Genomic DNA, 14,050 nt, shown 5'->3' with positions numbered 1-14,050 from the left:
ACCTTGCGCTTATCCCTTCACCGTGGCGACCAGCTGATCCACCAGCTTGACCGAGGTGATGCCCTCGCTCTCGGCGGTGAAGTTGGGCAGCACGCGGTGGCGCAGCACGGGGCGGGCCAGGGCGCGCACGTCCTCCACCGTGGCCACGAAGCGCCCGTTGAGGATGGCGCGGGCCTTGGCCGCGAGCACCAGGTACTGGCTGGCGCGAGGGCCGGCGCCCCAGGACACGTTCTTCGCCACGAACTCGGGCACGCCCGGCTCCTTGGGGCGGGTGTTGCGCACCAGCTCCACCGCGTAGCGCACCACATGGTCCGGCACCGGCACCCGGCGCACCAGCTCCTGCAGCGCGAGGATGCGCTCGGGCGAGAGGATCTTCTCCAGCTTCGGCTGGGCCCCGCCGGTGGTGCTCTTGACGATCTGCACCTCCTCCTCGGCGGTGGGGTAGCCCACGTCCACCAGGAACATGAAGCGGTCGAGCTGCGCCTCGGGCAGCGGGTAGGTGCCCTCCTGCTCGATGGGGTTCTGCGTGGCGAACACGAGGAAGGGCAAGTCCAACGGGTAGGTCCGGCCGCCGGCGGTGATGCGGTACTCCTGCATGGCCTGGAGCAGCGCCGCCTGCGTCTTGGGCGGGGTGCGGTTCACCTCGTCCGCGAGGATGATGTTGGCGAACAGCGGGCCCTGCACGAAGCGGAAGGTGCGGTGCCCGGTGGCCTTGTCCTCCTCGAGGATGTCCGTGCCGGTGATGTCCGAGGGCATCAGGTCCGGCGTGAACTGGATGCGGTTGAAGGACAGGTTGAGCACGTCCGCCAGCGTGGAGATGAGCAGCGTCTTGGCCAGCCCGGGCACGCCCACGAAGAGGCAGTGGCCTCGGCTGAAGAGGGAGATGAGCAGGTGCTCGACGACATCCCGCTGGCCGACGACGCGCTTCTCAATCTGCTCGACAATCTGCGCCCGGGCCTGGGCGAGCTCATCGACGGCGCGGAGATCCTCGGTGGGCAGCGGCTCCTGCGCGGTCATTGGGGTGGTGGCGGCACGTTCCATAAGATCGGTTCTCTTAACCGGGGTAGGGCGCGGGGACCATCGGTTTCCGCACCTCACGTCCATGGCGGACGTGGGGTGGCAAACCTTCCAGGGGGGCGGCTATTCCGGCCCTCCGTCCGGGCAGGGGCTGCCGCTGGAGCCGCCAAGGGGCTCGGGCGCCTGCTCTCCAAGGGGAGGACAGGGGGGGATTCACCCTGGAATGCGCTTCGAAAACACGCTGCTTACGTTCTCTGACCCGTCTTCCCGGGTAGCCAATGTCGGGCGGCGAGGAAGGGGCTGGGAGCGTGCATGCGCTGTAAGAGTGGTGGCGGAAGTCGGTGGACGGTGATGGCTCCGGTGGCGGCGCTGATGCTGTGGGGCGCGGGTTGCGGACAGGAGGGCGGAACTCCGCCCGTCGCGGACTCGGAGGCACCGTCTGAGCCCGGGCCGACGCTCGCTGTGCCCGCTCCCCAGCCGCCAGCTCCTCAAGAGTCCCAGACGCCCGAGCCCCTTCCCTCCGAGCCGGCTCCTGGGCCCTCAACGCCTCCCGAGCGGCCGCCCGAGCGGACGATGCCTCCCGCGCCTCACCCCTGGTCCCACCAGCGAGGCGGCCCCCAGGACGACACGGGGATGGCAGTGGCCGTGGATGGAGCGGGCCACGTGTCGTGGGTCTGGCTGTCCACGCCGCGCGAGGATGCGGATCGCCCGCCGGTGGACGGCCAGCAGCGCGCGCTCACGCTCTCGCGGTACACGGTGGCGGGGGGGCCCGAGTGGACCCGGGAGTTCCAGAGGAACCAGATCTCAGAGCCGCACATTGGCGCCTCGGGAGACGGAGCGGTGTACCTGGGCGGGAACGCGTTCCTGTTCCCGGTGGACTTCGGGCTGGGCGACGCGGAGGACGGCTTCCTGGTGCGCTTCTCTTCGGCGGGTGAGCCCGAGTGGCAGCGGCGCGTGGGCCAGAAGATCCACGGCCTGTCGGTGGGAGCCTCGGGCGAGGTGCTCATCTCCGGCGAGGAGTGGACGGCGGAGGCGCATGTGCCCCTGCTCACGCGCTACGCGGCGGATGGAAGCGTGCGCTGGACGCGGCGGCTCGTTTGGGCGGGGGAGGGCACCGAGCTGGGCGCGGTGGCGCTCACGCCCACGGGACGGGCGGTAGCCACGGGGGCGCTGGACGGTGAGCTGGAGCTGAGTGATCAGCGGTTCGGAGCCGCGGGGGCTCCGAGCCTCGCCGTGTTCATGTTCGAGCCGGATGGGAGCCTGGCCTGGGGGCGGGTGCTGAGCGGCGTCGAGGGCCGCATCACCGGCGTGGCGGTGAGGGCGGATGGCTCGGTGGTGGTGGCGGGCGAAGCGCAGGGCGCCCTGCGCTGGGGCGGCACGACGCTGCCGGAGGGCGGTGCCTTCCTGCTGACGATGGATTCGCAAGGCCACGAGGGGTGGTTGCGGCGGCCCGGGTGCGATGCCCTGGGCTTCGTGCCCTCACTGGCGGTGGGAGCGTCGAGCGAGGTGGTGGCGGCCTGCGGGAGCACGCTCTCCTTCTACGCGCCGGATGGAGCTTCCCGGGGGGAGCGCACGCTCCAGCCCGAGTCCTGCGAGAGCGGCGCCTGCACGCTCACGAGCACGGCGGTGGGCTCGGTCGCGGGAGGGGCGCTGGTGGTGACCGGGCACCAGCGCGACGGAGTCACGACGGACCACTGGAACCAGGACGCGTTCCTCCGCTTCGTGGTGCCCTGAGACGGCGGAGCCGCGAGCACGCCTTTCAGCTGGCCGCGGGGGCCTCGTCGGGCAGCTGGAGGGCCTCGATGCGGGAGAAGGCGTCGAGCACGGCCTGGGTGATGATCCGCCGCCCGGCCAGCAGGCCGCTCACGTGGCCTCCCTGGACGTAGCGAAGCTCGGCGCCGCGCCAGTGCTGCAGCAGCCGCAGGGTGGAGGCGGAGGGAACGAAGCCATCCTGGCGCGCGGCGACGATGACGGCGCGGCGCGGGTTGGACAGCGGTGGAAGCTGGGTGATGGCGAGGCCCTCCAGAACCTCGGCGAGCCGTTGGCGCGCCGCCTCCACGCCTCCACACGTGCGTCCCAGGGCCTCCCAGTCGGGCAGGGCCGACAGCACTCCCTGCGTGAACACGGGAGCCGCCGAGTGCGCCACGGCCAGGGGAATGACGGCGGCGGGCAGCGGGAAGAGCGCCGCGGAGTACGCGGCCATGCTGCCTCCCATGCTGTAGCCGGAGATGCCCACCTTGGGGTGGCCCCGTGCCAGCAGCCAGCCCAGCAGCGCGACGGCCTCCACCGCCGTGGCCCGGAACATGAGCAGCAGCTCCGCCACCGTGCGCAGCGCCTCGCCCTGCTGCCCGGGAGGCCGGCGCGATCCATAGAAAGGGTTCTCCAGCAGCAGCGCCCCCAGGCCCTGGGAGACGAGCGGCCGGGCCAGGAAGCGCCGCAGGCCATAGCCGTGATCTCCCGAGGCGGCCAGGAAGACGCAGATAGGAGGGCGAGGCCCGGCGTTCGGAGGCAGCAGCAGTTGGAAGCGGGCCTCGGCGCTCGAGGCGGGCAGGGGGCCTACCGCCGCGGGGCTGGGAAACCGCCCCTCTTGAACGAGGAAGCGCCCCTCTCGCCTCGCGGCGCTCAGCGTCACCTCGTGGAGCTCCGGCAGAGCGAAGCCCTGGGGGCTGCGCGAGAGCCGCTCGAGCAGGGACTGAGTGCCCCACCCGTCCGAGAAGAAGCGAGGGCGGCGGCCGATGAGCCGCGCGGCGATCGAGTCCATCCAGTGCATCACGCGTTGAGGCGCTGCTCGGAGCCGTGCACCGCCGTGGCCAGGGGCCGGGCCGGTGCCACGAGCTGCGTCGAGGAAGCGCCGTAGGCCTCCGTGGCCAGGTAGAAGGTGGTTCGCACCCTACCATCCTGCCGCCGCATGGAGGCCCACTGAATGAGGCCCGTGCCCGCCGCGAGCGGACGATGCGCCAGCGCGTACACCGCCTGCTTCAGCATGACCTGGGCTCGCGGCTCCTGGAGGAAGCGGATGCGCTCCATGGACTCCTCGTCGTTGCGCGTGTAGCAGCGCACGGGCACGTGCAGCGTCACGCTGCTGGGGCGCTCGTCATCATCCGAGGTGAACGCCAGGCACGTCAGCACCGAGCGCGCCGTCCCGAACCGCCCGCGCCGCCCCCTCAGCGCCTGGCAGAAGACCCAGGCCTCGCCGGGGACGTACTCGGGCCCCAGGGACATGACGGACTCGAGCTCCTCCGCAGTCGTGTCCTGGTGCGCGACGTAGAGCTTCACCCGGGCCGCGCGGTGCGCCGACAGATCCAGCGAGAAGTAGATGAGCTGATCCCGCTCGTCGCCGCGCATGACCCGCTCGGTGAGGCAGCGCCAGGCGCCAGCGAAGCCCAGCCGCTCCAGGGCGTTGCGGACCACCGCCTGGGCGTGCCGGCGGCCTCGCGCCGCGGGGTTGAGGTAGGCCTTGATGTCGGGCCGCCCCTCCTTCAGGAAGAAGGCGTGCCAGAGCGCGAAGCGGGCGTCCGGATCCACCGGCTCGAACAGCTCCTTCACCTGCTCGAACCGCTCCAGCCGCACACCGAACTCCCGGTTCAGCCGCTCGTTCAGCGCCAGCCCGTTCTCCCAGGCCGAGCGGAGCGTGGTGGGGCCAGGCAGCGGGTTCTGCGCCTCCATGAGGAAGCGGACCTCGGGCCGCTCGCCGTCGATCGACAGCGAGAGCTCGAACGGCGTGTGGTCATCGGTGATGTCCGAGCTCCACGGCGGGGTGGTGCCGATCAACCGCGAGCCCCAGGGTTGGCTCATGAAGGTGAAGAAGCGCTTCACCGTCTCGGTGTCCTGTGCGCTGTAGCCCACCGCCTCGCACAGCGCCTGGATGCGCGCGGTGCCGAACTCCTCGAACGTGAGCAGCGAGGGCGGCTCCCAGGCGGACTGGGCCTGCTTCACCTCGAGCCGGCGCCGGGCGTGGCCCAGCAGCTGATCGGCCAGCGCACCCAGGAGGCGGAAGGCCTCGTCGATCGACTCGAGGAGGTCCTGCTCCTGCTCGGGCCGCGGGTCCAGCTCCACGGCGCCGGGGGCCCAGGAGCTCCGCGGGAGCTGCGCGCGCAGGTGGAGGAGGCCGGCCAGCTTCTTCCCCGTGCGCGCCTCGTACGCGTGGGCCACCGGCTCGAGCGCCCCCAGCGTCACGCTCCCCGCCATGTGGAGCGCCATCCTCAGGACCTGGCTCTTGGCCGGGCTGGCCCCTGTCGACAGCTCGATCAGCTCGTAGATCGTCCGCCGGGCGAAGCTGCCGTCCGCCCCCCACAGCAGATGCAGCATGCCTGTAAAGTCAGGAGGGGGACTTAACCCCAGCACCTGTAGGTCTTGGAGGTACAGCGCCCAATGTGCGCTTTCGTGGGAGAGCTCAGGGATGGGGTTGTTTTCACCCTCCCGAAGGGCGCGGTGCAGGTCCGCAAAGCCCAGGACAAACGGTGCGAGGCACGGCAGAAAGCTGAGCCGATCCTGGGGGGTATAGCGCGTGTCCTGAAGGAAGCGGATGAAAGCGGACCTACCCAGAATGTCTTGTTTTTCGCTGAGTTGATCCAGGACCCGCTGCATCACCTGATTTCGGACCGGATGCGCTGGAATCCCATGCTTTGCCCCCGAGGACGCGCCGCATTGGTTGGATAACCCCCCGGATTTTCTCGGAGTCGAGGGGGTTTTTATATACCCCCTGGGTGGGTTCCGACGCATGTGCGAGGGGCGCATTTTTTTTATTGGGGTCGAATAGCGTGGGTAAAAAAATCTCTAGCTGCTGCCGTTCTTTCGCAAGGGCTCGGATCTCCAGCCGTTGAGTTTCAGCTGCGGCCAAAGCGAGCGTAAAGTTGGATACAGGGGTTTTACCTGACCCACAGGGATGAAATGACCCAGGGCTAATGGACAGGTGAGCCCGTCAAAAAGCGCACAATGGCCCCGATCCTGTTCGTGCATTGAACGGAAGAGGGGTCTTTGGATCGCCCTGCCGTGCGAGACAGCGAGCGCATCTCAGTCCCCGACCGGACCGTTTATCGGTCTCCGGTCGGGCGCGAGCGTATGGGCTCAACGGAAGCCAGCCCTCGCGGGCCGGCTCCGGAGCTCACCGCCCAGGGGTGAATCAGTTCAGCCAGCGAGGCATGGAAGCCTCGGGCCGGCTCTCATCCGAGAAGAAAGGAATGGGGGACTCGTCGCTCATCGCCGCATCGAAGTACGCGGCCACCATGTACCCCGAGGGCGTCGCCTGGCAGCGCAGGATGTGGAGCTTGGTCCGGGGAATCAGCAGCTCGGGGATGCTGGCCTCGAGCTGCTGGCCCGGCTCCAGCGGCAGCTCGCTCAGCAGCAGGCACCCGCTGGACGAGGCGTTGATGATGTCGGCGTCCAGCACGTCACGCCCCCGGTGGAGCTTGATGGACAGTCGCAAGGGGTACCGCCGGGGCCGCCGCTGCTCGTTGTCGAAGGACACGGTATGGTCTCCTCAAGCGCGCTGCCCGGGCACCAGCGGGGGCAGAGTTCAAAATGACATGCTTAAAGCATACCGCTCCCCGCTGACCTTTGTTGAGCCGCACACACTGTAATTTTTATCTTACAAAGACCTTCATGAATGGCGCCACGGAGCAGCGGGGGCCTGAGGCGCGTTGGGGATTCCCGAGGCCCCTTCGGGCCTGCCATCTTCGCGCGCCTATGAGATGGAGTCCTCTGCTCCTGCTGGCCCTGGGGGCCTCGCCGACCATGAATGATCCTTCCGAATTCGAAGCCCAGACTCGCGCCTGGCACGCGAAGCGTATCGCCCGGCTGACCGCGGAGGATGGCTGGCTCACCCTGGTGGGGCTGCACTGGCTCAAGGAGGGCCCCAACCGCTTCGGCTCGGCCGTGGACAACGACTTGCTCTTCCCGGCCCCCATGCCGGCCCACGCGGGCACCTTCACCCGCAAGGGCAGCACGGTGAGCCTCTCCCTCGAGCCCGGGGTGGCGCTGACGTTGGAGGGCAAGCCCTTCACTGGCGGCACGCTGCGCAGCGATGCCGAGGGGCCTCCGGACACGCTGGCGCTGGGGACGCTGCGCTTCTTCGTCATCCGTCGCGGCGAGCGGCTGGGCGTGCGGGTGAAGGACTCGGAGGCGCCCACGCGCAAGGCGTTCCACGGCATCCCCACCTATGCGCCGAGCCCCGCCTGGCGCGTGGAGGCGCGCTTCGAGCCCTCCACCGCCGAGCACAAGTTGCCCGTGCCCAACGTGCTGGGCGAGCTGGAGGAGCTGAGCTCTCCGGGCACCGTCGCCTTCACCTCGTTCGCCACCTGCCCGCTGCCGCCCACGCAGAACCGGCTGAAGCTCCGCGTCGAGGCCGGAGAGAAGCGCTACGGCAACCACTGAGCGGGCCGCGCTCACGCCACTCCAACGGTCCAGGTAGGTCTGTCACCGCGCGGCGAAGAGTGCGGCCGCCCTGCGCCTCGTGGTGCGGGCGGCCCGTCAAGGATGCCATGGGGTAGGTGGATCCGCTGGGTGAGGCATCGGCCTACACACATGGGTCGATAACCAAACGGGCAGGCAGGGCTCGTAATAAGAGCTTGAGCCCGGGGCACCGGAGCCGCGACAGTTCTGATCCTATGGAACAGGGGCGGCGCGCGACAGACCGGAAGGCCGTGGGTCTGCTGGTGAAGCTCAAGCACTCGGATGTGGGGAGCTTCGCTGAGGAGTTCGCCACCAACTTGAGCCCTGGCGGCATGTTCATCCGGTCGCGGACTCCGCAACCGGTGGGCACGCTCGTCAAATTCGAGGTGCAGATCGCCGGCGGCGTCCGAGTGCTGCGCGGCACGGCCGTGGTGCGCTGGGTGCGCGACGCCAACAGCACCGAAGGGCCTCCGGGCATGGGCCTCCAGTTCCAGGAGCTGGATCCGCTCACCCAGAACCTCATCGACAAGATGCTCCAGCTCAACAGGGCCGCGGCTGAGGCGAACTCCGCGGATGCCGATGCGCTGGAGAAGGAGATGCTGGCCAAGGGGATGCTGGATCGCGTCGGCAAGCGCGTCACCGCCTCGAGGCTGCCGGCCATCGCGCCCTCTGTCGCGCCCGTGGCTCGCTCGATTCCCGCTGTTCCAGTCGCTCCGCCCGCTCCCGCGGCGCCTCCCAAGGGTGCGCCCGCGAAGGCTCCCGCCCCGAAGCCTCTCGCGCCTCCCATCGAGGCCGATGAGCGCATGGAGGAGAGCGCGGATCTGTCCGCGCTGCTCGATGATCTCGCGGACCTTGGCGCGCCGGTTGGGGGGAAGCCCCCCTCGGCTCCGGTCCCCGCCGTGCCCTTCTCTCCCACGCCGGTGCCGCTGGCCATTCCGCCGCCTCCCGAGGGGGATGTGGACATCGGCGTCGACGAGCTGCTCGAGGCGGCTCCCTCCGCGCCGATGCCGTCCGAGGTGAAGTTCGAGGTCCTCGACGAGCCCATGCCCGACATCGACTTCGAGATGGAGTCGCTGGGCGGGGAGCTCCCCGTCGCCGTGGGGATGCCGCTGGACGAGGCAGACTCCCTGCTGCCGACGATCGAGGCGACTCCCGTGCCTCAGGCCGCGCCCGTCATCGCCGTGCCTCCACCGGCCCGCCCCGTGGCGCCCGCGCCGCAACCACCTCCAGCGCCCGTGGCTCAAGCCCGGCCCGCCGCGCCTCCGCCGCCCGCAGCTCCGGTGCCTCAGGCCCCGCCTCCTGCTCCTCCGGCGCCTCCTCCCGCCGCGCAGGCCCCGGCTGGGCGTTCGGGCGCCGACTTCGATGTGGACCTGGGCCTGCAGGGGCCCAAGCTCCGCTCCGCGGCGGATACCACGGAGGAGGTCTTCAAGCCGGGCGGAGGCGTGGAGTTCGAGCTGGATCTGGGCGATGGCGCCGACCTGGAGATGGACAAGCCCGGTCATCAGCGAAAGGGCAAGGCTCCCGGTCGAGCACCCGCACCTCCCCCCAGCCCCAAGCCGCCCGCGCAGCCCGTGGCGGCACCTGCCGCGCCTGCCGCGCAGCGTCCGATTCCAGCGCCGGCCCCGAGCCCACCAGTGGCCCGGGCCGAGGCGCCTCGGGCCCCCGAGCCGAAGCCGCCCGAGAGTGCCACCCAGGTGCTGCCGTCTCCTTCCGTCCGGCCCGTGCCGCCCGAGCCTCCTCCCAGCAGGATGGCCATGCCGCCGACCGTCTTCCTGCCGCCGCCGGTGCCGGTGGCGGGCACGGGGCAGATCGTCGGCATCGATCTGGGGACCACCAACTCGTGCGTGGCCATCATGACGGGCGGGCGCCCCACGGTGCTGCGTTCGAAGGAGGGCTACAACACCATCCCCTCGGTCATCTCGCTCACGGCGCAGAGCAAGCTGCTGGTGAGCCACCGGGCGAAGAACCAGCTCGTCATGCGCCCCACGCAGACCATCTACGGCGCGAAGCGGCTGGTGGGCCGCCCCTACGAGAGCGCCGTGGTGAAGCAGGTCCGCGAGCGCTTCCACTACGAGATCGTCCCCGACACGCTGGGCCGCGCGGCGGTGCGCCTGGGCGACCATGTGCTCTCGCTGGAGGAGGTGCAGGGCCTCATCCTCAAGGAGTGCAAGGAGATGGCCGAGCAGCACCTGGGGCAGAAGGTGGAGCGCGCGGTGGTGACGGTGCCCGCCTACTACTCCGAGCCCCAGCGCGAGGCGGTCCGCAAGGCCGGCGCGCTGGCGGGCCTCAAGGTCGAGCGCATCCTCAACGAGCCCACCTCCGCGGCGCTGGCCTACGGCCTCAACCGCGAGATGAACAAGCGCGTGCTGGTGTACGACCTGGGCGGCGGCACCTTCGACGCGACGGTGCTGCGCATCGAGAAGAACGTCTTCGAGGTGCTGGCCACCGGCGGTGACATCTTCCTGGGCGGCATCGACTTCGACAACGCCATCGTCGACTTCCTGCTCGAGCGCTTCCAGCAGCTGGAGAACGTGGCCTTCCAGGGAGACGGCGTCGCGCTGTCGCGCATGAGCGACGCGGCCGAGCGCGCGAAGATCGCCCTCTCGGAGCGCAACCACTACGAAGTCCACATCCCCATGCTCGTCACCGACGAGATCGGCCGCCCGAGGGACTTGCGCTTCACGATGACCCGCGCGGACCTGGAGCGCATCTGCGAGGGGCTGGTGACTCGCACGCTGGATGTGGTGCGGGACGTGCTGCTGGACGGGCGGCTGAAGCCCAGCGACATCGACGACATCATCCTGGTGGGCGGCCAGGCGCGCATGCCGCTGGTGCGCGAGAAGATCAAGGCGCTGTTCGGCAAGTCGGCGCACTCCAGCGTGAACGCGGACGAGGCGGTGGCGCTGGGCGCGGCGCTGTACTCGACGGCGCTCGAGAAGGTCAGCAGCGTGGTGCTCATCGACGTGCTGCCGATGACCATCGGTCTGGCGATGCCGGGCGGCGCCTTCCAGCGCGTCATCGAGCGCAACTCGCCGCTGCCGGCCCAGCGCTCCTTCGCGGTGTCCACCTCGCGGGACGACGAGGAGGTGCTGGAGCTGTCCATCTTCCAGGGAGAGGACAACCACATCTCCGCCAACGAGTACCTGGGCACGGTGCGGCTCGAGGGCCTGCCGCCGGGGCCGAAGGGCTCGGTGCGCGTGGCGGTCACCATCAAGCTGGACGCGGAGTGCGTGCTGTACGTGGAGGCGCGCGAGTACCAGACGCGCAAGTCCGTGCGCGCGACGCTGGCCACGCGCTACACGTCGGATCAGCTGGCCAAGCAGCTCAAGGTGGACGTGAACGCGGCGCGGGCGGCCGAGGAGCGGCGCGGCGCGGATCTGCGCGAGCGAGCGGGCCGCTTCTGGGGCTTCCTCAAGAAGGTGGTGGGCCGGTCCTGATGCGCGCTTCGCGTCTTCATGCCTCGGTGCTCGTCGTGGCGCTGTCCGGGTGGGCTTGTGGCTCGGGCTCTGGGGGAGGCTCTCCGGAGACGCCGGGGAAGACTCCGGACACGCAGCCGCCCCCGAGCGAGATCGCCCCGGCCGCCGGCGACGAGTGGTACCGCAAGGCCGTCTTCTACGAGGTCTTCGTCCGCAGCTTCCAGGACTCGAATGGGGACGGGAAGGGGGACCTCCAGGGCCTCATCTCCCGCCTGGACTACCTCAACGACGGGGACCCCAACACGACGCAGGACCTGGGCGTGGACGCGCTGTGGCTGATGCCCATCTTCGAGTCGCCCAGCTACCACGGCTATGACGTGGTGGACTACGAGCGCGTCGAGCCGGACTACGGCACCGAGCAGGACTTCGAGCAGCTCTGCGCCGAGGCCCACAAGCGAGGCATGCGCGTCATCCTCGACTTCGTGATCAACCACTCGGGGGTGGACCACCCGTGGTTCGTGGACTCCGCCTCTTCTCGCACGTCCGCGAAGCGCGACTGGTACGTGTGGCGGGATCAGGATCCAGGCTGGAAGCAGCCGTGGGATCCGTTCAACAACACGCCCTCCTGGCACCTGCGCAACGGCGCTTACTACTACGGCGTCTTCTGGGAGGGGATGCCGGACCTGAACCTTCAGAACGCGGAGCTGCGCGCGGAGGTGAAGCGCCTGGCCTCGCTGTGGCTCTCGCGAGGCGCGGATGGCTTCCGGCTGGATGCCGCGCGCTACCTCATCGAGACAGGCGCGGGCGGTGGGCAGGCCGACACGCCGGAGACCCATGCGTTCTGGAAGGAGTTCGCCGCGTACGTGCGGCAGGTGAAGCCGGACGCGGTGCTCGCGGGCGAGAACTGGACCACCACGCCCCTGATCGCCCCCTACTACGGCTCGACGAAGGACGTGCCGGGCGGGGATGAGCTGCCGTTGAACTTCAACTTCCCGCTCTCGGAGCAGATCCTCGCGAGCCTCAATGGGGGCAACGCCGCGCCCATCGCCGCGAAGCTGGCGGAGATGGCGGCCGTGTACCCAGCGGGCATCAGTGACGCGCCCTTCCTCACCAACCACGACATGGTGCGAGTGGCCACGCAGCTCGGCGGCAACGGGGGCAAGCTGGCCAACGCGGCGGCCCTGCTGCTCACCCTGCCGGGAGCGCCCTTCCTCTATTACGGCGAGGAGCTCGGGCTGGCCAACGGCGCCGCGAACAACGACGAGGCCAAGCGCACGCCCATGCCGTGGGATGGCTCGGCGGGCGGCGGCTTCACCACGGGGACGCCCTGGTACGGCTTCGCGCCGGGGTATACCTCGGGCCGCAACGTGGCCACGGAGACGGATGCTCCTGGCTCACAGCTCTCGCGCTACCGCGCGCTCATTCACGCGCGCCACGCCTCGGAGGCGCTGAGCCGCGGAGGGCTCAAGCTCTTCACGTCCACCAAGGGTGTCTCGAGCACGCTCGCCTTCGTGCGCACGCTGGGGGACGAGCGGGTGCTCGTGGTGCACAACCTCACGGACTCGAGCGTGACCGCGGGCCCGTTCGCCGTGGCGGGCACCACGCCCGAGGTGCTCTTCGCAGACAGCAATGTCGGCACGCTCTCATCCACCGCGAGCGGCTGGCAGGTGACCCTGCCCGCGCGAGCCACGGGCATCTGGCGCCTGAAGCCGTGACGGTGAGAGGCGCCACATCCGCATGCGCCAGAGCGCTCTCATCGAGACGTGGCGAACCTAGAGTCTAGGGATGGCAAGGATTGGATCCCAGGCAAGACCAGGTCCGTCGCTGACGCTCTTGCGTCATGAACTGAGGCGGTACTTGTCGGCTGTGCTCCCGCTGATGGCCCTCCTGTGGGTGACCGGCTGCGCGACTAGCGGTGCCGCAGGCCGCCCTCCCGCCTTCCGGGACGAAGCGCTCGCGCCTGAGTTCGCGCAGGGCAGTGGTGCCCTCGGCTTCTTGGAGAAGCAGGATGACTTCCAACTCCTGCAGCAGTCGGCGGGCCTGGAGGAGGGCTCCTGGCACGGGGTGGGAGACGAACGGGAGACCAAGGACGCGCAGAAGCTGTGGGAGGCGCTGGCGCGAACGCGGACGACCCTGGCCAGCTTCGGCCCGCGTCGCTCCCTCATCTACCTGCTTCGCCAGGTGCGCACCCGGAATGAGGACGTGGCTTATGCCGAGCTGCTGCAACGCCTTCGCCCCTTCCAGTTCCTGGTGGTGATGCGGCCGGATGGCTATCTGGTCAGCGCCCTCACGGGAAAACCGCTCCAGCGCATGGGCCGGGTGGAGCTGCGCGAGGGCAAGCTCATGGCGGGCACCTTCGAGGTGGGGGCCTTCTACAGGGACAGGGGTGGTGTCTTCTATCCGGTGGATGACTCGCTGCGCCCCTCGGGGCCGCTGCTGGGAGAGCTGGGGCTGGAGCGCGACTGGTTCAACGCCGCGCTCGATGGGAGCCAGGATGCGCTGGGGGAGATGGGGCTGGCGCTGGCTCAGTTCGTCACCTCTCCGGTGCGCAGCGTCCAAGGGCTGCAGCAATTGCCGTCCGCGGTGGCGGCCCTCATCGCTTCCTCGCCCGAGTACTTCGCGCGCTACTCCACGCTTCCGTTGCAGGAGCAGATTCGCGAGGCGGCCCGGCTGTCCACGCACCTGCTCATGCTCTACGGCAGTGCGGCCGGTACAGCCTCGCGTATGGCCACGGCGGGCGCGAGACTGCCGGTGCTGTCACTCACCGCCGAGGGGACACTGGCGGTTGAGCAGGTGGCGGTCCCCGCTGGCGCCACGGCAACAGCGCTGGGCACAGGAGTCGGTGCCCTCTACGTCCTCATGGAAGCCCCCAAGGCTCCAGAGGAGGGCTCCGGGGACTCAAAGAAGGCGGGTAACGGCTTCAAGCCCTTCACGGAGGGCAACTTCGGGAAAACCTCGCGCGTTTGACGGGACGGATGCCCAAGGATGCGCACGCCCATCACGTGTTCCCTCAGGAGTTTGCAGAAAAATTTCAGAAGGCAGGGATCAACATCCACGACCCGAAGTACGGCGCATGGTGGGAGCAGTCCAGCCACCTCAAGAACGCGTTCAAATACAACGGGCGATGGAGGAGGTTCCTTGGTGGTAGTCCTACTGTCGAACAGATCCTGCAGTTTGGAAGAGAGCTGGGAGGCGAGTTTGGGTTCCAAGTCAACTTCTAAGGGCTT

General features: G+C 69.4%; 10 protein-coding genes. 6 read left to right on the top strand and 4 right to left on the bottom strand.

All coding sequences use genetic code 11. From position 1 onward, the window contains the following. Positions 1-9: 9 nt before the first annotated feature. Positions 10-1,041, bottom strand: a complete 1,032-nt coding sequence (locus tag ACJ8AT_RS26315) for an AAA family ATPase (RefSeq protein ID WP_407740618.1) — start codon at positions 1,039-1,041, stop codon at positions 10-12. Positions 1,042-1,329: 288 nt separating this feature from the next. Between ACJ8AT_RS26315 and ACJ8AT_RS26310 the strand changes: the two genes are divergently transcribed. Beyond that, the gene (locus tag ACJ8AT_RS26310) at positions 1,330-2,751 is read left to right on the top strand and encodes a hypothetical protein (protein ID WP_407740617.1); all 1,422 of its coding nucleotides are present in this window, start codon (positions 1,330-1,332) and stop codon (positions 2,749-2,751) included. Positions 2,752-2,776: 25 nt separating this feature from the next. Here the strand turns inward: ACJ8AT_RS26310 and ACJ8AT_RS26305 are convergent, their stop codons facing one another. The 3 genes from ACJ8AT_RS26305 to ACJ8AT_RS26295 all read right to left on the bottom strand — a co-directional run bounded on the left by ACJ8AT_RS26305 (position 2,777) and on the right by ACJ8AT_RS26295 (position 6,484). After that, positions 2,777-3,778, bottom strand: coding sequence for an alpha/beta hydrolase family protein (locus ACJ8AT_RS26305; RefSeq protein ID WP_407740616.1), 1,002 nt, complete (start codon positions 3,776-3,778; stop codon positions 2,777-2,779). Between the two features lie 8 nt (positions 3,779-3,786). Beyond that, positions 3,787-5,325 carry a tryptophan dimethylallyltransferase family protein gene (locus ACJ8AT_RS26300; protein WP_407740615.1) on the bottom strand — a complete coding sequence of 513 codons (1,539 nt, stop codon included), beginning with the start codon at positions 5,323-5,325 and terminating at the stop codon, positions 3,787-3,789. Between the two features lie 814 nt (positions 5,326-6,139). After that, a complete protein-coding gene (locus ACJ8AT_RS26295; protein WP_407740614.1) occupies positions 6,140-6,484 on the bottom strand; it encodes a PilZ domain-containing protein in 345 nt (114 codons plus the stop codon). A gap of 218 nt (positions 6,485-6,702) precedes the next feature. Here ACJ8AT_RS26295 and ACJ8AT_RS26290 point away from each other — a divergent pair, with 218 nt between their 5' ends. The 5 genes from ACJ8AT_RS26290 (at position 6,703) to ACJ8AT_RS26270 (ending at position 14,044) form a co-directional block, all read left to right on the top strand. Beyond that, entirely contained in the window at positions 6,703-7,389 is a 687-nt protein-coding gene (locus ACJ8AT_RS26290; protein WP_407740613.1) for a DUF1684 domain-containing protein, read from the top strand. Between the two features lie 233 nt (positions 7,390-7,622). Beyond that, positions 7,623-10,844 carry a TIGR02266 family protein gene (locus tag ACJ8AT_RS26285; protein ID WP_407740612.1) on the top strand — a complete coding sequence of 1,074 codons (3,222 nt, stop codon included), beginning with the start codon at positions 7,623-7,625 and terminating at the stop codon, positions 10,842-10,844. Continuing rightward, positions 10,844-12,538 (top strand): alpha-amylase family glycosyl hydrolase, encoded by a 1,695-nt coding sequence (locus ACJ8AT_RS26280; protein ID WP_407740611.1) that lies wholly within the window; start codon positions 10,844-10,846, stop codon positions 12,536-12,538. Before ACJ8AT_RS26285 ends, ACJ8AT_RS26280 begins: the two co-directional genes overlap by 1 nt. Before the next feature lie 142 nt (positions 12,539-12,680). Then, positions 12,681-13,790: a hypothetical protein gene (locus tag ACJ8AT_RS26275; protein ID WP_407740610.1), complete on the top strand. Its 1,110-nt coding sequence runs from the start codon at positions 12,681-12,683 to the stop codon at positions 13,788-13,790. 35 nt (positions 13,791-13,825) lie between these two features. Continuing rightward, positions 13,826-14,044: a hypothetical protein gene (locus tag ACJ8AT_RS26270; RefSeq protein ID WP_407740609.1), complete on the top strand. Its 219-nt coding sequence runs from the start codon at positions 13,826-13,828 to the stop codon at positions 14,042-14,044. Positions 14,045-14,050 lie beyond the last annotated feature (6 nt).

Source organism: Hyalangium sp. (assembly GCF_045802625.1).
Lineage (GTDB): Bacteria > Myxococcota > Myxococcia > Myxococcales > Myxococcaceae > Hyalangium.
Note: the sequence above shows the minus strand (reverse complement) of the source record. Positions and strands in the feature narration are given on the sequence as shown.

Bases quoted from the DNA above. Each gene is read 5' to 3' on its own strand.
- ACJ8AT_RS26280 (WP_407740611.1), top strand. From the start codon at position 10,844: ATGCGCGCTTCGCGTCTTCATGCCTCGGTGCTCGTCGTGGCGCTGTCC.
- ACJ8AT_RS26305 (WP_407740616.1), bottom strand. From the start codon at position 3,778: ATGGACTCGATCGCCGCGCGGCTCATCGGCCGCCGCCCTCGCTTCTTC.
- ACJ8AT_RS26285 (WP_407740612.1), top strand. From the start codon at position 7,623: ATGGAACAGGGGCGGCGCGCGACAGACCGGAAGGCCGTGGGTCTGCTG.
- ACJ8AT_RS26290 (WP_407740613.1), top strand. From the start codon at position 6,703: ATGAGATGGAGTCCTCTGCTCCTGCTGGCCCTGGGGGCCTCGCCGACC.
- ACJ8AT_RS26310 (WP_407740617.1), top strand. From the start codon at position 1,330: ATGCGCTGTAAGAGTGGTGGCGGAAGTCGGTGGACGGTGATGGCTCCG.
- ACJ8AT_RS26315 (WP_407740618.1), bottom strand. From the start codon at position 1,041: ATGGAACGTGCCGCCACCACCCCAATGACCGCGCAGGAGCCGCTGCCC.
- ACJ8AT_RS26300 (WP_407740615.1), bottom strand. From the start codon at position 5,325: ATGCTGCATCTGCTGTGGGGGGCGGACGGCAGCTTCGCCCGGCGGACG.